We start from the raw sequence: 20,396 nt of genomic DNA on the forward strand, positions 1-20,396 counted from the left end.
CTAGCGGGATGCCATGCCTGGAATCGCCAGCGGGTTGTCGAAAACGGCTGTGCGGTCGGGGCGGTCGAGTTCGATGCGGCCGGTGATGGCACTCCAGAGCCCGCGGATCGAGGCCTCGTCGAGATGACGGCCGATCAGCACGAGGCGCGCGCCGCGATTGTCGTCGGGCCATGCCTTCAGCGATGCGGGCGGGTGCAGCATGTCGCGCACGCCATGCACCACGAGCGGATGCGCGGGCGCCTCGCTCAGTTCCACGATGCCCTTGAGGCGCAGAAGGTGCGGGCCGTGCTGTGAACGCACGAGGTCGAGAAAGGCATCGACCGAGGCGTAAGGCAGCGGGCCATCGTGGGAAAGCACGATGCTGCCGATGTCGTGGTGATGACGTTCATGGCCGTGATGGTCATGATGATGATGATGGTGGTGATGCGCGCCGAGCCAGCGCTCGATGTCGGGCTTGCGCGTGGCGGGGTCGATCAGGCCGGCGGACAGGATCGCGGCATCGGCCTGCGAGGCGTCGGACAGCTCGGCGCGCGGGTTGAGGTCACGGAGGGCAGCGGTGAGCGCTGCAATCTGGTCCGGCGTGGCGAGGTCCTGCTTCGAAACGCACAGGCGGTCGGCGACGCCGACTTGCGCGCGTGCTTCGGCATGGGCGTCGAGCGTTTCAGGGCCGTGCAGGGCATCGACCAGCGCGATCACGCCGTCGAGCCGGAAAGCGTCCGACAGGAACGGGTGAGCGATCAGGAGCTGAAGGACAGGCACCGGATCGGCCAAGCCGGTGGTTTCGATCACCACGCGCGAAAGCGGGCCGATTTCGCCATTGGCCGCGCGCGAGGCGAGGTCGGCGAGCGTGTCCGCGAGATCGCCGCGCACGGTGCAGCAGAGGCAGCCGCCCGACAGTTGCACGATGCCCTCGGTGGACTGCTCGACCAGGAGATGGTCGATGGAGACCTCGCCCCATTCGTTGATGATGACCGCAGCCCCGCTCATCGCCGGGTCGCGCAGCAGGCGGTTGAGGAGCGTGGTCTTGCCGCTGCCTAAGAAACCAGTGAGGATCGAGACCGGAACGGCGCTCATGAAGGCTGCTTGACGAGCCGGTCGCCACGGCCGGTCGGCGAAGGCGCGGCGGGTTTCTCGTCGACTTCGTTGTCGCCCTGCGCGAGCGGTTCCTTCAGGCCGGGTGCGGGAATGTCGGGGCGCCAGGAAGGTATCGGCACATCGGCCACCGCATCGCCATTGGCGTTCTGCATGGCTTTCGGCACGGGGCCGAGCGCGCCGCCGAGACCCACGGTTTCGAGATGCTGCGCGGGGGCGAGCGCGGTCAGCACGGAAGGCGAGGGCGCCTGCGTGACGGCGACGTCCGGCTGGTCGGTTTCCTGCGGGCCGTCGGATGCCTTGTGCGCGGTCTTCGGCGAGCACACCACGTCGCGCATGTCGGTGGTTTCGGCCTGCTTGTCGCCATAGGGCGCGAGGCTTGCGAGCTGCGGCAGGTTGGCAGGGCGGTTGTCGAAACCCTTGATCAGCATGCGGGCGGCTTCCTCGGCGCGCTCGTCGGGCGATGGCGCGCCGAGAACGATGGCGCCCAGCGTGTGGCCGTCGCGGGTGGCCGAGCCGATCAGGTTGAAGCCCGAGGCGCAGACGAAGCCGGTCTTCATGCCGTCCGCACCGGGAAAACGGCCCATCAGCGTGTTGAAGGTTTTCAGCACCTTCTTGCCGACCACGATGCCGTCGATGTTGAAATAAGTCGCGTATTGCGGGTACTCGGTGCGGATGGCGCGCACCAGAATCGCGAGATCGCGCGCGGTGGTGTACTGGTTCGGGTCATGGAGCCCGTTGGGGTTCACCCAGTGCGAGCCGGTCATGCCGAGCCGTGCCGCTTCCGCGTTCATGCGCGCGGCAAACGCGCTTTCCGAGCCGCCGACATTCTCGCCGATGGCCATGGCGATGTCGTTGGCCGACTTCACCATGATCATCTTCAGCGCGTTGTCGAGCGTCATCACCGAGCCCGGCTTGTAGCCCATCTTGGCGGGCGGCATGGAAGCGGCATGGCGCGACACGCGGATCGGCGATTGCAGCGTGAGCTCGCCTGCATCCACCGCGCGGAAGGCGGTATAGGCCGTCATCAGCTTGGTCAGCGAGGCCGGATGCCAGCGGCGGAAGGCTTCCTTGTGCTCGAGCACTTCACCGGTCTTGATGTCGAAGAGAAGAGCGGGGTTCGCTTGCGCCGCGCCGCTGCCCGCGAAAACGGAAAATGCCAGAAGAAGTGGCGTAAGGTGCCTGAGCCGCATCGAGACGTCCGATCTGCCTATTCCGGAAATGGTATCGCGGGGACGTGGCCGGGAAAACCCATCTGGCACATCAAATCCCCAACGCGAGGCGTCGCGCGCGTGCTAGAGTTCGAGTTTGACGTGAACATGGCAGCGTCTGATTAACAGAGTGATGGAGTTCCCATGCCGATCCTGAACCGTGCCGCCGAATTGCAGGACGAAGTGAGCGCATGGCGCCGGCATCTGCACCAGAACCCCGAACTGAATTTCGACCTGCCCGAGACCTCGGCCTTCGTCGCGGCAAAGCTCAAAGAGTTCGGCTGCGACGAGGTCGCGACGGGCATCGCGCGCACGGGCGTCGTAGGAATCATCAAGGGCAGTCGCGGCGAGGGCCCGACCGTGGGCCTGCGCGCCGACATGGACGCGCTGCCGGGCACGGAAACGAGCAGCGTTGCCCATGCCTCGCGAAAGCCGGGCCGGATGCATGCCTGCGGCCATGACGGGCACACCGCGATGCTTCTTGGTGCCGCCAAATATCTGGCCGAAACACGCAACTTCAAGGGATCGGTCGCCGTCATCTTCCAGCCGGCCGAGGAAGGCGGCGGGGGCGGCAATGTGATGGTCAAGGAAGGCATGATGGAGCGGTTCGGCATCAAGACCGTCTACGGCATGCATAACCTGCCGGGCCTGCCCGTGGGCCGCTTCGCGATCCGGCCCGGCCCGATCATGGCGGCGACCGCCGAGTTCACGATCACGGTGAAGGGCAAAGGTGGGCACGCCGCGATGCCGCACGGCACGGTGGACCCGATCGTGGCGGCAGCCGCCATCGTGACCGCGTTCCAGACCATAACCTCGCGCAGCGCGGACCCGGTGGAGGCGCTGGTGGTGTCGGTCACCAAGCTGCAGGCGGGACATGCCTACAACATCATCCCGGAAACCGCGCTGATCGCGGGCACGATCCGCACGCTGAAAAAGGAAATGGCCGGCATGGCGCGCGACCGGCTGTTCGCCATCGCGGAAAGCGTCGCGAAGGCTTATGGAGCGAGCGTCTCGATCGCCTTCGACGCGAACTATCCGGTGACGGTGAACCACGAGGCCGAGGCCGTGGTCGCGGGCGATGCCGCGGCAGCCGTTGTGGGCGAGGCGCAGGTGACGCGGAACGTTCAGCCGATGATGGGCGGGGAGGATTTCTCCTACATGCTCGAAGCGCGGCCCGGCGCATTCATCTTCATCGGGAACGGGGCCACGGCCGGGCTGCATCATCCGGGCTATGATTTCAACGACGAGGCGATCCCGCATGGGATCAGCTATTGGGCACGGCTGGCGGAGAATGTGCTGGGAGCCTGAGGGGCGGAAGGCGGAAACTCTCAACCTGCGTCAAGCCGGCTTGAGCGTCCCCGCCATACGCCGCAGCACCCCATCCCGGCGCACGATCCGGTGCCAGAATGCCATGCCGACATGGCCGGCGATCAGCGCGCCGAAGGTCCAGGCCAGCAGGCCATGAAGCGCGTCGGCGGGGGCCATCATCCAGGCGATCTCGGTGTCGGTCTTCGGCACGAGCTGGAGGCCCCACTGCTCGTAGCCTCGGCCTTTGCCATAGGCACGCAGAAGGGCGATGGCGGGAATGGCAATCATCAAGGCGTAGAACAGCTCGTGCGCGAGGCGGGCGATGAGGCCTGACACCGTGCGGTCGTAGGGAGGGCGGCGGTGACGGTTGGCGATGGCCCAGACGAGGCGGGCGACGCCAAGAGAAAGAACCAGCACGCCCACCGTGCCGTGATAGGGACCAAGCTCGCTGACCGAGCGCATGAACGGGCCATCGCCGATCAGTCGCCAGCCGAGAAGCGTCACCATCTGCCAGATCAGGAGATAGGCGATGCTCCAATGTAAGAAGCGGCTGACGAGGCCGTAGCGCGCGGAACTGTCGAGCCAGAGGCTCGGGTGCTTCTCGTCGGCCGCGCCTGAAGCCGTCTCCATCACCACCGCGTCGGCTCGCCCGGCGCGGCGGCGTCGATCGCGAGCGCGTGGACGCGGCCCGGCGCGAGCTCGCCTTCGAGCACGGCGTTCACCGCGCGGTGGCGTTCGAGACGGGACTTGTCCGCGAATGCCTCCGATACGATGCGCACGCGGAAGTGGGTTTCGCCCGTGCCGTCGAAGTTCGCATGCTCGCCGCCATCGGCATGATGATGGCCGGCATGGAGGTGGCTTTCATTGATCACTTCGAGCCGTTCGGGCGCGAATGCCTCGCGCAATTTGGCTTCGATGCCGCTCTGGATGGTCATGCACACGCTTCCTTGATCGGCGCGTCATGCGAAAAGATGACGCGATGGGCTTTTCGGGCGGCTAACGGTGATCCGCTCACAAAAGTCAATTCTTGTTTCGCTTCGTGCGATCCCCATAATCGTGCCTACCATGACTGCCTACTCCAAATATTTCGAGAAAATCCGGGTGAGACCGGAAGGGGCTGCCGGACCGCGGCCCGAAGGACCCGTCTGCCAGTGGGACGGCTGCACCGCGCCGGGCAATCATCGTGCGCCGGTCGGCCGCCAGCGCGAGGGCGAGTATTTCCGCTTCTGCTTCGATCATGTGCGGGAGTACAACAAGGGCTACAACTACTTCTCGGGGCTGAAGGACACCGACATCCTGCGCTTTCAGAAAGACGCGTTGACGGGCCATCGGCCAACCTGGAAGATGGGGTCCGGCGGCACCGGCGGTGGCGAATTCGAGGCGCGCGTGGCGCCCGATTTCGCCAAGCAGCGCTCGGGGCGCGCGGGCTACTACAAGCGCATCCGCGACCCTTATAACCTGTTCGGCGATGCGGCGGCCAAGGCGCGCGCCGCGCAGCCGCGCAAGGTTCGCACGCTGGAAGCCAAGGCGCTGGAAACGTTGGGCCTCGAACACAACGCCACTGGCGAGGCCATCAAGGCGCGCTATAAGGAACTGGTCAAGCGCCATCACCCGGACGCCAATGGCGGCGACCGTGGCTCGGAAGAGCGCTTGGGCGAGGTGCTGCAAGCCTATCGCGTGCTGAAGCAGGCGGGATTGTGCTGAAGGTTATGGACCGCTAAACCCGCCCCCGGCAAAGATTGAAACGTCCGGCGAGAGGCAGTCTGGCCCTTCGCGCGGGGAGCACTTGATGAACAAGCACGACCGCGACATCGCGAACCTGCCCGATACCACCGTTCCGGTGAAGGAAACCTTCGGCTTCGAATCCCCGATGGTGGTGCCGGCCTATTCCCAGGCCGATGCGCATGTTCCCGATATCGACCCCGACTACATCTTCGACGAGCCGACCACGCTCGCGATCCTGTCGGGCTTCGCCTTCAACCGCCGCGTGATGGTGTCGGGCTATCACGGCACCGGCAAGTCCACCCATATCGAGCAGGTGGCCGCACGCCTCAACTGGCCCTGCATCCGCGTCAATCTCGACAGCCATGTGAGCCGCATCGATCTCGTCGGCAAGGACGCGATCGTGGTGCAGGAGGGCATGCAGGTCACCGAGTTCCGCGACGGCATTCTGCCCTGGGCCTATCAGCACAATGTGGCGCTGGTCTTCGACGAGTACGATGCGGGCCGCCCGGACGTGATGTTCGTCATCCAGCGCGTTCTGGAAGCCTCGGGCCGCCTGACGCTTCTCGATCAGTCGCGCGTGATCCGCCCGCATCCGGCCTTCCGCCTGTTCGCGACCGCCAACACGGTGGGTCTGGGCGACACGACGGGTCTTTATCACGGCACGCAGCAGATCAATCAGGCGCAGATGGACCGCTGGTCGGTGGTCACCACGCTGAACTACCTGCCGCACGACAACGAGGTCGCCATCGTTCTCGCCAAGGCCAAGCACTATCAGAACGCCAAGGGCCGCGAGACCGTCAACAAGATGGTGCGCGTCGCCGACATGACGCGCTCGGCCTTCGTCAATGGCGATCTCTCGACCGTGATGAGCCCGCGTACGGTGATCACCTGGGCCGAGAATGCCGAGATTTTCCGCTCGGTCGGCATGGCGTTCCGCCTGACCTTCCTCAACAAATGCGACGAGCTCGAGCGCAACGTGGTCGCCGAGTTCTATCAGCGTGCCTTCGGCGAAGACCTGCCGGAAAGCGCGTCCAATTTGGTGGTGGGCTGAGCAGCGCAAGGCGATGATCGACGGCGCGAAGACGTTGATTCTGACTGTAATTGCGGGAATTATAACAGCTCTATTAATTCCCTATCTTCAGAATGCTAGTGAGCCAAATATAACCTTTCAATATCGCTCGGTTGAGCTGCCTCTTCCATCGACGACTGATCCAGAGCTCAAGAAAATATTCATATCAATCGGTAACGAAAGTATATATCGAAAGACTATTTACCAAATTAGCTTAGAGAATAATGGAGATCGGAAGATCAATGAGTTGGAGCTTGTGGTTCCAAATTTTCTGATTGCATATTCATGTCCCAGTATCTGCAAAAGTCCGACCGTTCATAAGCCAAGTGCAGGTAATCTGGTCGTAAAGGACATTAATCCTGGTACGGAACGATTCGTTTATGTGATTGGCGACTCCGAGATATCGATCAACTCTAATGTTGACGCGATTGTGGATGGTCGTTCAGTATCCAGAGACCTTTGGAATGATAATACGCATGATCCTTTTGGGATCGCGAATTTCTCACTGAAATATCCAAACTGGTCATACTTGATTGTTGTGATTGGCGCTTGGTGTCTCTTTATCGTTCTTCTAAATTTCCTCGGTATGATCTTGGTCAGACTGGATCCCAAATATTATCGACATTTCAGCTCATATTCTCAAGCGAAGAAAGTGGTGCAAGCCTACGAGGCGGCATCGTTAAAAGTAGAAAATCAAGAGAAGCCGTAATAATGGCAGGACTCGGCGATAACACGCGCGGCACCAAGCCGAAGAACGGCAGCGGGGGCGAAAGCTTCAAGCGCGCGCTGACGGTTTGCATGCGCGCGATCGCCGGCGACAAGGAGCTGGAAGTCGGCTTCTCCAAGGACCGGCCTTCGCTTTCCGGTCATCGTGCGCGGTTGCCCGATGTGCCGAAAAAGGCGTCGGCGGCGGATGTCGCGATCACGCGCGGCCTGTCCGACTCCATGGCGCTGAAGCTTGCGCGGCACGACCAGCGCATTCACTCGCGATTGGCGCCCGAGGGCCGGCAGGCGCGCGCGGTGTTCGATGCGGTCGAGCAGGCGCGGGTGGAGGCGATCGGTTCCCGCGCGATGGCGGGCGTCGCGGCCAATATCGGCTCGATGCTCGAAGACAAATATGCCCGCGCGAGCCTTTCGGACGTGCGTGACCGCGCGGATGCGCCGCTGGAAGAGGCGGTGGCCCTGCTCGTGCGCGAGAAGCTGACGGGTGCGGCGGTGCCGAAGAGCGCCGAGCGTCTGGTCGATCTCTGGCGCGACGAGATCGAAAGCAAGGCGGGGGCCGATCTCAGCGGGCTGATCGACCAGCTCGACGACCAGAACGCCTTCGCGCGCGTCGTGCGCTCCATGCTCGCTTCCATGGATATGGGCGAGGATTTGGGCGACGAGGAGCAGTCCGAGCCGGAAGACGAGGACGATCAGGAGCCGCAGGGCGAGGAAAACGCCGAGCAGGGCGGCGAGGAGGATTCCGGCACCGAGGACACTCAGTCCGAGGAACCCGACGCGTCTTCCGACGAGCAGGATTCCGGCGAGACGGAAGCGGCGGAAGCCGATGCCAGCGAATCCGAGGACGACGATTCGGATGCGCAGACGCCGGGTGAAACCAAGCGGCGCGACAATCCGTGGGAGAACCTGCCGCGCGATCTCGATTATCGCGTCTTCACGTCGAGCTTCGACGAGACGATCTCGGCGGACGAACTATGCGACGAAGAGGAGCTGAACCGGCTCCGCGCTTTCCTCGACAAACAGCTGGCCAATCTGCAGGGCGTGGTGGGACGTCTCGCCAATCGCCTGCAGCGCCGCCTGATGGCGCAGCAGAACCGGTCCTGGGACTTCGACCTCGAAGAAGGCACGCTCGACCCCGCACGCCTCGTGCGCGTGGTGATCGACCCGATGCAGCCGCTCTCGTTCAAGCAGGAGCGCGACACCAAATTCCGCGACACGGTGGTGACGCTGCTTCTCGACAATTCGGGCTCGATGCGCGGACGGCCGATCACGGTCGCCGCGACCTGCGCCGATATCCTCGCGCGCACGCTGGAGCGCTGTGGCGTTTCGGTGGAAATCCTCGGCTTCACGACGCGTGCGTGGAAGGGGGGCCAGGCGCGCGAGAAGTGGCTGAAGGACGGCAAGCCGGCAAATCCCGGCCGCCTCAACGATTTGCGCCACATTATCTACAAATCGGCCGATGCACCCTGGCGGCGCGCGCGCCGCAATCTCGGGCTGATGATGCGCGAGGGGTTGCTGAAAGAGAACATCGACGGCGAAGCGCTCCTCTGGGCGCATCAGCGGCTGATCGCGCGGCCCGAGCAGCGCAAGATCCTGATGATGATTTCGGACGGCGCACCGGTCGACGATTCCACGCTTTCGGTGAATCCTGGCAACTATCTGGAGCGCCATTTGCGCGGGGTGATCGAGCTGATCGAGACGCGCTCGCCGGTCGAACTGCTCGCCATCGGCATCGGCCATGACGTGACGCGCTATTATCGCCGCGCGGTAACCATCGTGGACGCCGAGGAGCTGGCGGGCGCAATGACCGAACAACTGGCCTCGCTCTTTGCCGAGGAAGGCTCGCGAGACGCGCGACGCGGCGGGTTCCGGCGCACCGGATGAGGCTGGCCGTCCTCACGCTGGCCTTGCTTGCCGGCGTGTCGCTGGCGCAAGCGGAGCCCGTTCAGGTTACTGCGCGGCCCATCACTGAATTTCAGATCGGACGTAAAGAAACGCGATTCGGACCGCTCGAATTCGTCGGCGGGCTGGAGCTGACGAGCGGCGCGCGGAATTTCGGCTCCTTTTCGGCCCTGCGCTTCCGCGATTCCAACGGTCAATTCATGGGCGTATCGGATGACGGTTTCTGGTTCTTCGGGCGCATCATACGCGATGCCGAGGGGCGGCCGAGCGGTGTCGAGGATTTTTCGCTCGAACCGATCCTGGATGCGCTGGGCGACCAGCGGCACGACAAGAGGGATGTCGATGCCGAAAGCCTCGCGCTGACGGGCGACACGGTGACGGTCGGCTTCGAGCGGACGCACCGCGTGGTTCAGTACAAGCTCCGACCCGGTGCGATGGGCAGGACGCTGAGCCAGATACCGTTCCTGATTCCGCGGAACGAGCTTCGGGACAATCGCGGGATCGAGGCGCTGATGAAGGCGCCCGAAAAGGGGGCTTTGGGCAGCGCGCTGGTGGCCGTGACAGAGCGCAGTCTGGATGCGCAGGGCAATCTTTTTGCCGCCGTGCTATCGGGACCGCGCAAAGGGCTGTTCAGCGTGGTGCGGCATGACCCGTTCGACGTGAGCGACGGGGCGTTTCTGCCGAACGGCGACCTGTTGCTGCTGGAACGGTCTTACGCCTTCCCCACCGGCGTCGGCCTGCGCCTGCGCCGTATCGCGGGAGCGGATATCAAACCGGGCGCGGTGGTGGATGGGCCGATCTGGTTTACGGCCGATATGACCTACCAGATCGACAACATGGAAGGGCTCGACGTGTGGCGTCGAGCCGATGGAAAAACCGCCGTCTCGTTGATCTCGGACGACAACGGGTCGATCTTCCAGCGCAATCTCTACCTGGAATTCGTGCTCGCCGAATAAGCTTAAACGGCGAGCGCGGGCTGGCGCCAGCGCATGGCGATGAGGCGGTAGGGGATCAGCGCCACAACGGCGATCAGAAGCTTTACGCCGAGATCGCCTAAGCCCCAGGAAATCCAGCGCGGCGCGGTGGTGGCGAAATGGCCGAGCAGCGGCGCCTGTTCGAGCGAGAAGGCATCGCTGGGGCCGAGAATTGCGAAGATTGCCGCGAAGGACAAAGTGAAGAAGATCGCCGTGTCCACGACTGAACCGAAGACCGACGCGAAGACCGGTGCCCGCCACCAGGAATTGCGGCGCAAGCGGTTGAAGACGGACACGTCGAGCAGCTGGCCGACGAGGAAGGCCGCGCCGGATGCAGCAGCGATACGGCCGAGACGGCCCGGCTCGGTTTCGAACGGCACGAGACCCATCTTGTAGAGAAGCGGCGGGAAAACGAGCGAGCAGATCACTGCGACCGCGAAGCCGATGAACACCACTTTCCGCGCCAGAACCGGGCCGTAGCGGCGGTTGGCGAGGTCAGTCACGAGGAATGCGACGGGATAGGTGAAGGCGCCGTAGGTGAGAATGTCGGCCAGCTGGATCGAACCGAGCTGGCCCTGCACCGGAAACTGCACGGCGATGTTGGACGCCACCACGACCACGGCCATGGCGAGAACGAAGGGAAGAATGCGCGGCGGCTGTGCCTGAACGGCCTGGGCTTGCGTCATTTTTTTATCCTGGGGTGATGGAACCAGTGAGGCGGAGTGCCTCGCTCAAACAAAGAGCCCGGAACGCGGACGCTCCGGGCTTCAAAACTCAGCTGAACCTAAAAGATCAGGCGGCAGCGGCTTCCTCGACGGGGGAAGCGGACTTCTTGGCGATCTGCTTCTTGAGCAGGCGTGCCTTGGGCGACAGCTCCGAAGCGTCGGCCTTGGCGAGGAATGCGTCGAGGCCGCCACGGTGCTCGACCGAACGGAGCGCGTTGGCGGAGATGCGCAGGCGCACGTTCTGGTTCAGGGCTTCCGAGATCAGCGTGACCTGCACGAGATTGGGGAGGAAGCGGCGACGCGTCTTGTTGTTGGCGTGGGACACGTTGTTGCCGGACATGACGGCCTTGCCGGTCAGCTCGCAGGCGCGGGACATTGTGTTTTTCCTTTTTTCTCGCGTCGGACCAATCGGGAAACGGCGCGCCTGCTCTTGGAAGCGGCGCGCGACCGAAGCCGTCAGCCTCTCAGGGATTTGGCGGTTCCCATAAAAGCATTCCGTTCGAGCGTCAAGCCGAAGCGACGCCCGATGCGCTGAAACACCGGAAACGCTTCACGAAATAGCCGGATTGGGCGGCAGAATGATGACGACGTTCTTTCTGTCGTCCGAGGCCGTCATGTTCAGCCCCCGCCTGCTTTTCGTCGCGCTCGGTTTTGCCGCATCCGCTTGGCCTGCGCAGGCCGAGACGTTCAAGAGCGCCTATACCGTCTCCTATTTCGGCATCCCCATCGCGCGCTCGTCCTTTTCGACCACGCTCGATGGCGACAGATTCACGGTGGACGGCAAGCTGGCGACCACGGGAATCGCCAACATCTTCGATGAGACCAAGGGCACGATCGCTGTTGCCGGTTCCGTCCTGCCGGACGCCTTGCGTACCCAGAGTTTCCGGCTCGACTACACGACGGGCAAGAAAAAGAAGAGCACGGTGATGCGCTTCAAGGGCGGGAATGTCGATTTCGCCGAGAACGTGCCGCCGTCGAAGACCGACCGCAAAGACTGGGTGAAAGTCTCGCCCGACCTGCTCAAAGGCGTGATGGACCCCTTCGCGGCGACCATGGTCAAGGCATCGAGCCTCGCTGACGTCTGCAAACGCACTTTGAAGACCTTCGACGGCGCGATGCGCGCGGACATGAAGCTGTCGCCGGATGGCGAGGGCACGTGGAACGACCGTCCGACGGCCATCTGCAAGGCGCGTTTCGAGCCGATCGCAGGCTACCGCGCCAAGAACAAGTCGATCAGCTATCTGCGCGACAGGAGCGAGATCAGCCTGGAATTCACCGCGCTCGGCAAGACCGGCTTTTATGCGCCGGTGCGGGCGAGCGCGGGCACGCGGATCGGCACGGTTTCGGTGGAGGCTGACGAACTCGGCACGGACTGAGCGTCCGGACCGCTTTTCATCGCTTGTTCTCAGGTGCCTCCTTGTGCATGGAGGCAGGGGCCAAGAATGAGGGGATGAGATGGGACGCGCCACACTGGTCGGATTTTCGGCGGTCGCCATGTGGGCGCTGCTCGCGCTTCTGACCGACGCAACGGGCAGCGTTCCGCCCTTTCTGCTTTCGGCGCTGACATTTGCCGTGGGAACAGCCGTGGGGTTGGTCTGGCGTCTGGTGTCGCCGCCTGTTGCCGTGGCCGCGCCTGTTCCGGCGATCGTCTGGCTGATCGGCATCGGCGGGCTCTTCGGCTATCACTTCCTCTACTTCAGCGCATTGCGCCATGCGCCGGCAGCGGAAGCGAGCCTGATCGCCTATCTGTGGCCGCTGCTGATCGTGCTGGGCTCCGCGCTGATGCCGGGGGAAAGCTTGCGCTGGCATCATCTGGCGGGCGCGGCGCTCGGCCTGGGCGGCACCGCGCTTCTGATCGCATCGCGTGATGGCGGCGTGGCGTTCGGCTCGGGCCACGGCTTCGGCTATGCGATGGCGTTTCTTTGCGCCTTCACATGGTCGGCCTATTCGCTTCTGTCACGCCGCTTCGCCTCGGTGCCGACAAGCATCGTGACGTGGTTCTGCCTGGCCACCGCCGTGCTTTCGCTGCTCTGCCATCTCGTTTGGGAAGAAACGGTGTTGCCGCAGACAGGCGCGCAGTGGGCTGCAGTGCTGGGGCTCGGGCTGATGCCGGTGGGTGCGGCCTTCTATGCCTGGGATCATGGCGTGAAGCGGGGGAATATCCAGGTGCTGGGTGCGGCGAGCTATGCCGCGCCGCTTTTGTCGACGCTGGCGCTGATCGGGGCCGGGCGGACGGAGCCGAGTGCGCGGATCGTGCTGGCGTGTCTGCTGATCACAGCAGGCGCAGTGCTGGCGGCGAAGAGTTTGCTGTTCGGGCGGAAGAGCGGAGCGTGACTAGCTTCGCCCTTCCAGCCTGACGCTTCTCAGAAATTATCCTTCCGCCTGCGGATTTCCGCGAACACCGCTGCGTCCGAAGCGTCTTCCATCCCCAGCACTTTGCGAATCGCCGGATCGTTCGCGCGCAGGAATGGGTTGGTCGCCAGTTCCTCGCCGATCGTGGTCGGCAGCGTCATCTCGCCATTCGCACGCTGCTCTTCGATCTTTTTCGCGCGGGCCTGAAGCGCGGCGTTGTCGGGATCGACGCTGAGCGCGAAGCGGGCGTTGCTTTGCGTGTATTCGTGGCCGACATAGACCACCGTTTCGGGCGGCAGCTTCTTCAGCTTTTCGAGGCTTTCGAACATCACATCCGGCCCGCATTCCAGCAGGCGGCCGCAGCCGAGTGCGAAGAGCGTGTCGGCGGTGTGTGCGATGCCGGCGCGCGGGAGATAGAAGCTCACATGCCCCGCAGTATGCCCGGGCGTGTCGATCACGCGGATCTCGTCATTGCCGAACGGCAGGATCGAGCCTTCGCGCACCGTATCGTCGATGCCGGGAATCTTGGCGGCCTCTTTCTCGGGGCCGATGATCTTGAGCTTGTAGCGTTCCTTGAGCTCCAGATTGCCGTCGGTGTGATCGGCATGGTGATGCGTGATCAGAAGCGTGGTGGGCGTCCAGCCACGACGGTCGAGGGCTTCCACGATCGGCTTGGCCTCGGGCGCGTCGAAGATCACCGTTTCGCCCGTTTCGAGGTCGTAGGCGATCACGCCGTAATTGTCGCTCCGGCAGATGAACTTCTCGATTTCCAGGGCCATGGGGTGGAATCCTTTCTCCGCTTTCGTCCTCGAAATAGGCGGAGGGTGGGTGGAAGTCACCCCATCGCGCACCACGGCGCGTTGCAAGGCAGGTGAGGCGGCGATACCGTTTCGCCGATGAGTCAGGATATCGTCGCGCTGCGCGCCTTCTACGATACGCTGCTCGGCCATGTCGCCGAGGGCACCATCGCGCATGCGCTCAACGATGTGTGGCCCAAGCTGCCGGACGAGCGGTTGGTGGGCCTCGGCTATGCGCTGCCCTTTCTCGACCGGCTGCAGGAGGGCACCGAGCGGACCTTCGCCTTCATGCCCGCGCGCCAGGGTGCGGTGCGCTGGCCCGCCGAAGGCGAATCGCGCTCGGCCCTGATCTTCGACGAGGAACTGCCGCTGCCCGATTCGTCGGTGGACCGCTTCCTGCTCGTCCACGCGCTGGAGCATGCCGAGGCGCCGGGCGAGACGCTCAAGGAAATCTGGCGGGTGCTCGCGCCCAACGGGCGGCTGGTGATCGTGGTGCCGAACCGGCGCGGCGTCTGGGCGCGTTTCGAGCACACGCCTTTCGGCACGGGGCGGCCGTTTTCGGGCACCCAATTGAACGCGCTGCTGCGCGAAGCGAATTTCTCCACCGGCGCATCCTCGGCCGCGCTCTTCTTTCCGCCCTCGCGGCGGCGCTGGATGCTGCGGTTCCATCGCCTGTTCGAGCGCTTCGGGCGTGCGGTCTGGCCGATCTTCGCCGGTGTGCTCGTGGTCGAGGCGCAAAAGAAGCTCTATCAGGGCGTGCCGGTGGCGCGGCGGGCTTCGCGACGCGTTTTCGTGCCGGTGCTGTCGCCGCAGGGTGCGGCGCGGCTGTCGCATGAGGCGGTGAAGGGCAGCGAGACGTGAAGCGGCTTTACCTCGCCGGTCCCGACGTCTTTGCGCCCGATCCTATGGCGCTTGGCGCGCGAAAGATGGAAATCTGCGCGCGCCATGGGCTCGAAGGCATCTTCCCGATGGGCATCACGCCGTGGGACCCGAGCCTTTCCACGCGCGAACAGGGCTTGCGCATCTTTGACGGCTTGGAGCGCGTGATGCGCGACTGCGATGGCGCACTGGTCAACATGACGCCGTTCCACGGGCCGAGCATGGATGTGGGGTCGGCCTTCGAAATGGGCTTCATGCGGGCGCTTCACAAACCGGTTTTCGCCTACAGCAACACCGATCTTTCGTTTCTCGACCGTGTTCGCACGCATGGCGGGACGGCTATCGTCGAGGCCAGGCCGGGCGTCTGGTACGATGCGCACGGCATGGAAGTGGACCCGCTGGGATGGCGCGACAATCTGATGATCGACGGCTCCATCGAGCGCTCGTCGGGCATCCATGTCGCCGCGCGGGTGCCCGACCAAGAGCTTTACATGGCACTCGAGAGCTTCGAGAGCTGCGTGAAACTGGCAGCTGAGTGGTTCAGCCTCAACGCCTGAGCACGAACACCGCCTGCTGGCCGAAGAAATTCCAGAACCACCAGGGCATCGAGAGCCCGATGCGCGAGCCGGACGCATCGAGTGCCGTCGCACGTTCGATGCGCGCGCCGACCTCGTCACAGAGGTTCTTGAGATCGCGGATCGTGCAGAAATGGATGTTGGGCGTGTCGTACCAAGAATAGGGCAGGTGGCGCGTCACCGGCATCCGGCCGCGAAACAGCAACGAGAAGCGCACCTTCCAATGGCCGAAATTCGGGATCGAGACCACCACGCGGTCGCCGATCCGGAGCAGGTGTTCGAGCACGTCGCGCGGAGCGCGCATGGCCTGAAGCGTTTGCGACAGGATCACGAAGTCGAAGCTCTTGTCGCCGTAGAAGACGAGATCGATGTCGGCGTCGCCCTGGATGACCGAGAGGCCGCGCGCCACGCAGAGATTGACGCCGCGCTGGGAGAGCTCGATGCCGCGCCCGTCCACTTCGCGCTTGGCTTCAAGGAGTTCGAGAAGTTCGCCGTCGCCGCAGCCGACATCGAGCACGCGCGCCTTCTCGGGCACGAAGTCGGCGATCACGTCGAGATCGATGCGGGGTGTGCTGTTGACGCTCATCGGGCAAGACCTCGCGCGCGGGCGGCGGAGCGCAGGAAGCCATCGACGGCGCCGAACATTTCAGGCTCATCAAGCAGGAACGCGTCGTGGCCGCGATCGGTCTCGATCTCGACGAAGGACACGGAGGCGCCGGAGGCGTTCAGCGCATGCACCACCTCGCGGCTTTCAGAGGTCGGGAACAGCCAGTCGCTGGTGAAGGACACGAAGCAGAAGCGGGTCCGTGTGCCTTTGAAGGCTTCGCTCAGGCGGCCGCCATGGTCGGCGGCGAGATCGAAATAGTCCATGGCGCGGGTCATGTAGAGGTACGAGTTCGCGTCGAAGCGGTCCACGAAAGTGAGACCCTGGTGGCGCAGATAGGATTCGATCTGGAAATCCGCGTCGAAACCGAAGGTCAGCGCTTCGCGGTCCTGCAGCGTGCGGCCGAACTTGCGGTGCAAAGCGGGCTCGGACAGGTAGGTGATGTGCGCGGCCATGCGCGCCACAGCCAGACCCTTCTGGGGCCGCGTGCCGGCTGCGAGATAGCGCCCGCCATGCCAGTTCGGATCGGCCATCACCGCCTGGCGGCCGACTTCGTGAAAGGCGATGTTCTGCGAGGAGTGGCGTGCGCCGGTGGCGATCGGGAGGGCCGCGAAAACGCGCTCGGGGTAGCTCGATGCCCATTCGAGCACCTGCATGCCGCCCATCGAACCGCCGACCACTGCGAACAACTGGTCGATGCCGAAGTGATCGACCAGCATGGCTTGCGCGCGCACCATGTCGCGGATCGTGATGACAGGCAGTTCCAGCGCGTAAGGTGCGCCCGTGGCGGGGTTGAGCGTCGCAGGCCCCGTGCTGCCCAGACAGCCGCCGAGCACGTTGGAGCAGATCACGAAGAAGCGGTCGGTGTCGATGATCTTGGCCGGGCCGACGAGGTTTGCCCACCAGCCGGGCTTGCCGGTGACGGGGTTGGGGCTCGCCACATGTTGGTCGCCCGTCAAAGCATGGCAGATCAGGATGGCGTTTGATTTGTCGGCGTTCAGCGCACCATAGGTCTGGTAGGCGAGCTGGAAGGGTGCGAGTGCCACGCCCGCTTCCATGTGCAGCGGGTTGTCCTTGCCGAAATGCAGAACGGGGCCCGAGGGCTTGTCCGCCTCGAGCGCTGCCTTATCCACCCATCCTTCTCGCATCGCGAATATGCTCCAAAACGCAAAAAACCGGCACTGCAAAACAGGCCGGTTCGCGTCATCCACGGCCCTTTAGCGACTTGTTTAACGTGGCTGCAAGCCGACCGGCCAAATCACCACGGGACGAGAGGCTTTGTAGGCCTGCGAGACGGGGGCGTCAATGACGGGTGGCACGAGCCTCGACTTTGCCGAATGCGGCCTGTAAGCCGCAGCGGAACAGTCGAACCTCGATCCCTGCCATGTCTTCTTTCGCTCCTTCATCCGTTCCGACGCCGCGCCCCGGCGTGCTCGACATCGCGGCCTACGTGCCGGGGCGGCATGCGGCGCCGGGAGCGGCGAAAATCTACAAACTGTCCTCCAACGAGACGCCGCTGGGCCCATCGCCGCTGGTGAAGGCCGCGATGGCGAGGGTGGCGGAGAGGCTCGAAATCTATCCTGATGGCTCGGCGCATCGCCTGCGCGAGGCCATCGGCGAGGCCTACGGGCTCGATCCGGCGCGCATCGCCTGCGGCAACGGGTCGGACGACCTCCTGACGCTGCTGGCACAGATCTACCTGCGCGAAGGCGATGAAGGGATCGTGTCCGAGCACGGCTTCCTGCTTTACCCGATCGCCATCCGGGCGGCCGGCGCGACGCCGGTCGTGGTGCCGGAAACCAACCTCACCGTCGATGTGGACGCGATGCTGGCGGCCGTGACGGAGCGGACGCGCATCGTCTATCTCGCCAATCCGAACAATCCGACGGGCACCTATCTGCCGTTCTCGGAGGTGCGCAGGCTCCATGCCGGGCTGCCGTCGCATGTGCTGCTCGTGCTCGATGGCGCCTATGCTGAATATGTGCGCCGCGAGGATTACGAGGCGGGCATCGCGCTGGTCGAGGGTGCGGAGAATGTCGTGATGACGCGCACCTTCTCGAAGATCTACGGGCTCGCGGGCCTGCGCATCGGCTGGGCCTATGGGCCGGAAGCGGTGATCGACGCGATCGAGCGCACACGTGGGCCGTTCAACGTCAATGCGCTCGCCATCGAGGCGGGCGCGGCTGCGATGGGCGACAAGGCGCATGTTGAACGGGCGCAGGCGCATAACGAGAAGTGGCTCGGCTGGCTCACGCAGGAGATCGAGGCGCTGGGGCTGCGCGTGACGCCGAGCGTCGCGAACTTCCTGCTGATCCATTTTCCGACCGAGGGCGAGCAGACGGCGAAGGCGGCCGATGATTTCCTCTTTAATCGCGGCTTCATCCTGCGCGGCGTGGCGGCCTATGGCCTGCCGAATGCCTTGCGGCTGACGGTGGGCTCGGAAGAGGCCAATCGCGGTGTGATCGCGGCGCTGATCGAGTTCATGCGAGGGCGCAATGTCTGACGGGCATTTTCCGACCATTGCGCTGATCGGTATCGGCCTGATCGGGTCCTCGCTCGCCCGCGTCGTGCGTCGCGAGGGGCTGGCGGACCGGATCGTCGTTTCGACCCGCAGCGCCGATACGCTGAAACGCGCAGAGGAACTGGGGCTGGGCGACGCCTACACCACGGATGCGGCGGAAGCCGTGCAGGATGCCGATCTCGTCATCGTTTCCGTGCCGGTGGGCGCGTCGGGCGATGTGGCGCGCACCATCGCGCCAGCGCTGAAGGCGGGTGCCATCGTTTCGGATGTGGGCTCGACCAAAGCTTCGGTGATCGCGCAGATGGCGCCGGAACTGCCCGACACCGTGCACTTCATTCCCGGCCATCCGCTGGCGGGAACGGAAAAGTCGGGGCCGGATTCGGGCTTCGCCGAACTCTTCGAAAACCGCTGGTGCATCTTCACGCCGCTGCCCGAGACCGATCCGGCGGCGCTCGAAAAGCTCAGCGCGTTCTGGCGGGCCTGCGGGGCGAATATCGATACCATGGACCCCGAGCACCACGACAAGGTGCTCGCCATCGTTTCGCACCTGCCGCACATCATCGCCTACAATATCGTCGGCACGGCGGACGATCTGCAGACGGTGACGAAATCCGAGGTCATCAAATATTCCGCCTCGGGTTTTCGCGATTTCACGCGCCTCGCCGCCTCCGATCCGACGATGTGGCGTGACGTGTGTCTCTACAATCGCGAGGCGATCCTCGAGATGCTGGCGCGGTTCTCGGAAGACCTATTCTTCCTGCAACGCGCCATCCGCTGGGGCGATGGCGAGAAGCTGTTCGATCTGTTCAGCCGTACGCGCGACGTTCGCCGCTCGATCATCGAGGCGGGGCAGGAGGTCAACGCGCCGGATTTCGGCCGTCAGGTGGCGGCCCATCCCGAGAAAGGATCGAAGCCGGCCTGAGCGCCGGCTTCCGGTGTCTCAGTGCAGCGGGGGCACGCGGCCGAGTTCGAAGAACAGGATCGAGGCCCGCCCGTCACGCACGGTAAGGGGCACGTTCGAAACCTCGCCGATGGAAGCGAGCACGGGTGCGATGCGGTCGCCTAGGCCCGGCAATGCCTGTGACAGGATGCGTGCAAGCTGCGCGGTGTTCTTCAGGCTGATGGCGAACTGGCCGCTCAATAAGCCCTCGTCGTTGACCGAGAAGGGGCCGGACAGCTGGAGCGCGGCGCTCGTGCCGTCGGAAATCTGGAACTTGGTCAGCGTGCCCGACTGACCGCGCAACGAGCCGGTGAAACGGTTTGCAGCACCGGTCAGCGTGGCTTCCGCTTCGCCATCGAGCGCCGGCAGCGTGCCGCCCGGGGCGAGGTCGCCGGCAAGCGTCAGCTTGGAGAAATTGGCGGCGAAGTCGAGATCGGCGTCGCGCACGCGCATGTGGCTCTGCGCGCTGTCGGCGGACAGGATCGCGCCGGACGGGCCTGTGACCTGAACCTTGCGCGCTTCCGTGGAGGCGCGCGTCGGCACCGGCTCGGCGAGCTTGGCCGAGGCTTTGAGCACTTCCCAGTTGACGTCGAGCGGCGGCAGGCCGGGAACGGCAACCTTCGCGGGGCCGTCGATCTCGCCCACGATCAGCGTCGGATCGTAGATCTGTGCCGCCGAGCGCAGCGCGCCGGCTGAGACCTCGACGCCGTTCTGTTTCCAGGCCGTGGCATCGCAAAAGAGGCCCATGCGGAAGGGGAAGCCGGCAGCGCGGAGATTGTCGCAACGCGACTGGGTATCGGTCACCACCTTTTGCGCTTCGCCTTCGAGGCGGTTGGCGAGCCAGAACCAGCCGCCGGCATAGAGCGCGATGACGACGACGACCGCAAAGCCCAGCCAGAAGATGCGGCGCGCATAGTTGGGCCGATCGCGCTCGTAGCGTTCCCAGGCATTGCCTGCGGTCATGATGCTTCCCTGCTTCTCGAACTGGACAGCCACCGG

22 protein-coding genes and 1 riboswitch are annotated in these 20,396 nt (G+C 64.3%); of the genes, 12 read left to right on the forward strand and 10 right to left on the reverse strand.

The window, feature by feature from the left end; all coding sequences use genetic code 11:
- Entirely contained in the window at nucleotides 1-1,074 is a 1,074-nt protein-coding gene (locus NGM99_RS17820) for a CobW family GTP-binding protein (RefSeq protein WP_252821396.1), read from the reverse strand.
- Nucleotides 1,071-2,285, reverse strand: a complete 1,215-nt coding sequence (locus NGM99_RS17825; RefSeq protein WP_252821398.1) for a D-alanyl-D-alanine carboxypeptidase family protein — start codon at nucleotides 2,283-2,285, stop codon at nucleotides 1,071-1,073. The genes NGM99_RS17820 and NGM99_RS17825 overlap by 4 nt, the downstream gene beginning before the upstream one ends.
- Nucleotides 2,286-2,447: 162 nt before the next feature.
- On the opposite strand from NGM99_RS17825, the gene NGM99_RS17830 reads away from it, so the two are divergent.
- Nucleotides 2,448-3,611, forward strand: coding sequence for a M20 aminoacylase family protein (locus NGM99_RS17830; protein WP_252821400.1), 1,164 nt, complete (start codon nucleotides 2,448-2,450; stop codon nucleotides 3,609-3,611).
- A gap of 30 nt (nucleotides 3,612-3,641) precedes the next feature.
- On the opposite strand, the gene NGM99_RS17835 is transcribed toward NGM99_RS17830, so the two are convergent.
- Both NGM99_RS17835 and NGM99_RS17840 read right to left on the reverse strand, forming a co-directional pair.
- Entirely contained in the window at nucleotides 3,642-4,241 is a 600-nt protein-coding gene (locus tag NGM99_RS17835; RefSeq protein ID WP_252821402.1) for a cytochrome b, read from the reverse strand.
- A complete protein-coding gene (locus NGM99_RS17840; protein WP_252821404.1) occupies nucleotides 4,241-4,546 on the reverse strand; it encodes a BolA family protein in 306 nt (101 codons plus the stop codon). The genes NGM99_RS17835 and NGM99_RS17840 overlap by 1 nt, the downstream gene beginning before the upstream one ends.
- A gap of 130 nt (nucleotides 4,547-4,676) precedes the next feature.
- Here NGM99_RS17840 and NGM99_RS17845 point away from each other — a divergent pair, with 130 nt between their 5' ends.
- From NGM99_RS17845 to NGM99_RS17865, 5 genes are all read left to right on the forward strand, one after another.
- Nucleotides 4,677-5,315, forward strand: a complete 639-nt coding sequence (locus NGM99_RS17845) for a J domain-containing protein (protein WP_252821406.1) — start codon at nucleotides 4,677-4,679, stop codon at nucleotides 5,313-5,315.
- Between the two features lie 85 nt (nucleotides 5,316-5,400).
- Nucleotides 5,401-6,387, forward strand: coding sequence for a cobaltochelatase subunit CobS (cobS, locus tag NGM99_RS17850; RefSeq protein ID WP_252821408.1), 987 nt, complete (start codon nucleotides 5,401-5,403; stop codon nucleotides 6,385-6,387).
- 13 nt (nucleotides 6,388-6,400) lie between these two features.
- Nucleotides 6,401-7,114, forward strand: coding sequence for a hypothetical protein (locus NGM99_RS17855; protein ID WP_252821410.1), 714 nt, complete (start codon nucleotides 6,401-6,403; stop codon nucleotides 7,112-7,114).
- 2 nt (nucleotides 7,115-7,116) lie between these two features.
- On the forward strand, nucleotides 7,117-9,012 hold the full coding sequence (cobT, locus tag NGM99_RS17860) for a cobaltochelatase subunit CobT (protein ID WP_252821411.1): 1,896 nt from the start codon (nucleotides 7,117-7,119) through the stop codon (nucleotides 9,010-9,012).
- Nucleotides 9,009-9,986: an esterase-like activity of phytase family protein gene (locus NGM99_RS17865; protein WP_252821413.1), complete on the forward strand. Its 978-nt coding sequence runs from the start codon at nucleotides 9,009-9,011 to the stop codon at nucleotides 9,984-9,986. Before cobT ends, NGM99_RS17865 begins: the two co-directional genes overlap by 4 nt.
- Nucleotides 9,987-9,988: 2 nt before the next feature.
- Here the strand turns inward: NGM99_RS17865 and NGM99_RS17870 are convergent, their stop codons facing one another.
- Together NGM99_RS17870 and rpmB are read right to left on the reverse strand one after the other, a co-directional pair.
- Nucleotides 9,989-10,690, reverse strand: coding sequence for a queuosine precursor transporter (locus NGM99_RS17870; protein WP_252821415.1), 702 nt, complete (start codon nucleotides 10,688-10,690; stop codon nucleotides 9,989-9,991).
- Between the two features lie 106 nt (nucleotides 10,691-10,796).
- Complete coding sequence (rpmB, locus tag NGM99_RS17875; protein ID WP_252821417.1) at nucleotides 10,797-11,105, reverse strand: 50S ribosomal protein L28; 309 nt, start codon at nucleotides 11,103-11,105, stop codon at nucleotides 10,797-10,799.
- A 205-nt stretch (nucleotides 11,106-11,310) separates the two neighbouring features.
- On the opposite strand from rpmB, the gene NGM99_RS17880 reads away from it, so the two are divergent.
- Together NGM99_RS17880 and yddG are read left to right on the forward strand one after the other, a co-directional pair.
- Nucleotides 11,311-12,105, forward strand: coding sequence for a DUF3108 domain-containing protein (locus NGM99_RS17880; protein ID WP_252821419.1), 795 nt, complete (start codon nucleotides 11,311-11,313; stop codon nucleotides 12,103-12,105).
- 79 nt (nucleotides 12,106-12,184) lie between these two features.
- On the forward strand, nucleotides 12,185-13,063 hold the full coding sequence (yddG, locus tag NGM99_RS17885; protein WP_252821421.1) for an aromatic amino acid exporter YddG: 879 nt from the start codon (nucleotides 12,185-12,187) through the stop codon (nucleotides 13,061-13,063).
- A gap of 29 nt (nucleotides 13,064-13,092) precedes the next feature.
- Here yddG and gloB read toward each other — a convergent pair whose 3' ends face one another.
- Nucleotides 13,093-13,860 carry a hydroxyacylglutathione hydrolase gene (gene gloB, locus NGM99_RS17890; protein WP_252821423.1) on the reverse strand — a complete coding sequence of 256 codons (768 nt, stop codon included), beginning with the start codon at nucleotides 13,858-13,860 and terminating at the stop codon, nucleotides 13,093-13,095.
- Between the two features lie 117 nt (nucleotides 13,861-13,977).
- Here gloB and NGM99_RS17895 point away from each other — a divergent pair, with 117 nt between their 5' ends.
- Both NGM99_RS17895 and NGM99_RS17900 read left to right on the forward strand, forming a co-directional pair.
- The gene (locus tag NGM99_RS17895; protein WP_252821425.1) at nucleotides 13,978-14,739 is read left to right on the forward strand and encodes a class I SAM-dependent methyltransferase; all 762 of its coding nucleotides are present in this window, start codon (nucleotides 13,978-13,980) and stop codon (nucleotides 14,737-14,739) included.
- Entirely contained in the window at nucleotides 14,736-15,314 is a 579-nt protein-coding gene (locus tag NGM99_RS17900) for a nucleoside 2-deoxyribosyltransferase (protein WP_252821426.1), read from the forward strand. Before NGM99_RS17895 ends, NGM99_RS17900 begins: the two co-directional genes overlap by 4 nt.
- On the opposite strand, the gene metW is transcribed toward NGM99_RS17900, so the two are convergent.
- Entirely contained in the window at nucleotides 15,304-15,918 is a 615-nt protein-coding gene (metW, locus tag NGM99_RS17905; RefSeq protein WP_252821428.1) for a methionine biosynthesis protein MetW, read from the reverse strand. The genes NGM99_RS17900 and metW overlap by 11 nt on opposite strands.
- Nucleotides 15,915-17,084, reverse strand: coding sequence for a homoserine O-acetyltransferase MetX (gene metX / locus NGM99_RS17910; RefSeq protein ID WP_252821430.1), 1,170 nt, complete (start codon nucleotides 17,082-17,084; stop codon nucleotides 15,915-15,917). The genes metW and metX overlap by 4 nt, the downstream gene beginning before the upstream one ends.
- Before the next feature lie 49 nt (nucleotides 17,085-17,133).
- Nucleotides 17,134-17,211: riboswitch (SAM riboswitch) on the reverse strand.
- Nucleotides 17,212-17,320: 109 nt separating this feature from the next.
- On the opposite strand from metX, the gene NGM99_RS17915 reads away from it, so the two are divergent.
- The gene (locus NGM99_RS17915) at nucleotides 17,321-18,439 is read left to right on the forward strand and encodes a pyridoxal phosphate-dependent aminotransferase (protein WP_252821432.1); all 1,119 of its coding nucleotides are present in this window, start codon (nucleotides 17,321-17,323) and stop codon (nucleotides 18,437-18,439) included.
- Nucleotides 18,432-19,379 (forward strand): prephenate/arogenate dehydrogenase family protein, encoded by a 948-nt coding sequence (locus NGM99_RS17920; RefSeq protein WP_252821434.1) that lies wholly within the window; start codon nucleotides 18,432-18,434, stop codon nucleotides 19,377-19,379. Before NGM99_RS17915 ends, NGM99_RS17920 begins: the two co-directional genes overlap by 8 nt.
- 18 nt (nucleotides 19,380-19,397) lie before the next feature.
- Here NGM99_RS17920 and NGM99_RS17925 read toward each other — a convergent pair whose 3' ends face one another.
- Nucleotides 19,398-20,360, reverse strand: a complete 963-nt coding sequence (locus NGM99_RS17925) for a DUF2125 domain-containing protein (RefSeq protein WP_252821436.1) — start codon at nucleotides 20,358-20,360, stop codon at nucleotides 19,398-19,400.
- Nucleotides 20,361-20,396: the final 36 nt, after the last annotated feature.

The sequence above is a fragment of the Mesorhizobium liriopis genome, from assembly GCF_024053505.1.
Lineage (GTDB): Bacteria > Pseudomonadota > Alphaproteobacteria > Rhizobiales > Rhizobiaceae > Mesorhizobium_B > Mesorhizobium_B liriopis.

Bases quoted from the DNA above. Each gene is read 5' to 3' on its own strand.
- NGM99_RS17820 (WP_252821396.1), bottom strand. From the start codon at position 1,074: ATGAGCGCCGTTCCGGTCTCGATCCTCACTGGTTTCTTAGGCAGCGGC.
- NGM99_RS17825 (WP_252821398.1), bottom strand. From the start codon at position 2,285: ATGCGGCTCAGGCACCTTACGCCACTTCTTCTGGCATTTTCCGTTTTC.
- NGM99_RS17830 (WP_252821400.1), top strand. From the start codon at position 2,448: ATGCCGATCCTGAACCGTGCCGCCGAATTGCAGGACGAAGTGAGCGCA.
- NGM99_RS17835 (WP_252821402.1), bottom strand. From the start codon at position 4,241: ATGGAGACGGCTTCAGGCGCGGCCGACGAGAAGCACCCGAGCCTCTGG.
- NGM99_RS17840 (WP_252821404.1), bottom strand. From the start codon at position 4,546: ATGACCATCCAGAGCGGCATCGAAGCCAAATTGCGCGAGGCATTCGCG.
- NGM99_RS17845 (WP_252821406.1), top strand. From the start codon at position 4,677: ATGACTGCCTACTCCAAATATTTCGAGAAAATCCGGGTGAGACCGGAA.
- cobS (WP_252821408.1), top strand. From the start codon at position 5,401: ATGAACAAGCACGACCGCGACATCGCGAACCTGCCCGATACCACCGTT.
- NGM99_RS17855 (WP_252821410.1), top strand. From the start codon at position 6,401: ATGATCGACGGCGCGAAGACGTTGATTCTGACTGTAATTGCGGGAATT.
- cobT (WP_252821411.1), top strand. From the start codon at position 7,117: ATGGCAGGACTCGGCGATAACACGCGCGGCACCAAGCCGAAGAACGGC.
- NGM99_RS17865 (WP_252821413.1), top strand. From the start codon at position 9,009: ATGAGGCTGGCCGTCCTCACGCTGGCCTTGCTTGCCGGCGTGTCGCTG.
- NGM99_RS17870 (WP_252821415.1), bottom strand. From the start codon at position 10,690: ATGACGCAAGCCCAGGCCGTTCAGGCACAGCCGCCGCGCATTCTTCCC.
- rpmB (WP_252821417.1), bottom strand. From the start codon at position 11,105: ATGTCCCGCGCCTGCGAGCTGACCGGCAAGGCCGTCATGTCCGGCAAC.
- NGM99_RS17880 (WP_252821419.1), top strand. From the start codon at position 11,311: ATGACGACGTTCTTTCTGTCGTCCGAGGCCGTCATGTTCAGCCCCCGC.
- yddG (WP_252821421.1), top strand. From the start codon at position 12,185: ATGGGACGCGCCACACTGGTCGGATTTTCGGCGGTCGCCATGTGGGCG.
- gloB (WP_252821423.1), bottom strand. From the start codon at position 13,860: ATGGCCCTGGAAATCGAGAAGTTCATCTGCCGGAGCGACAATTACGGC.
- NGM99_RS17895 (WP_252821425.1), top strand. From the start codon at position 13,978: ATGAGTCAGGATATCGTCGCGCTGCGCGCCTTCTACGATACGCTGCTC.
- metW (WP_252821428.1), bottom strand. From the start codon at position 15,918: ATGAGCGTCAACAGCACACCCCGCATCGATCTCGACGTGATCGCCGAC.
- metX (WP_252821430.1), bottom strand. From the start codon at position 17,084: ATGCGAGAAGGATGGGTGGATAAGGCAGCGCTCGAGGCGGACAAGCCC.
- NGM99_RS17915 (WP_252821432.1), top strand. From the start codon at position 17,321: ATGTCTTCTTTCGCTCCTTCATCCGTTCCGACGCCGCGCCCCGGCGTG.
- NGM99_RS17920 (WP_252821434.1), top strand. From the start codon at position 18,432: ATGTCTGACGGGCATTTTCCGACCATTGCGCTGATCGGTATCGGCCTG.
- NGM99_RS17925 (WP_252821436.1), bottom strand. From the start codon at position 20,360: ATGACCGCAGGCAATGCCTGGGAACGCTACGAGCGCGATCGGCCCAAC.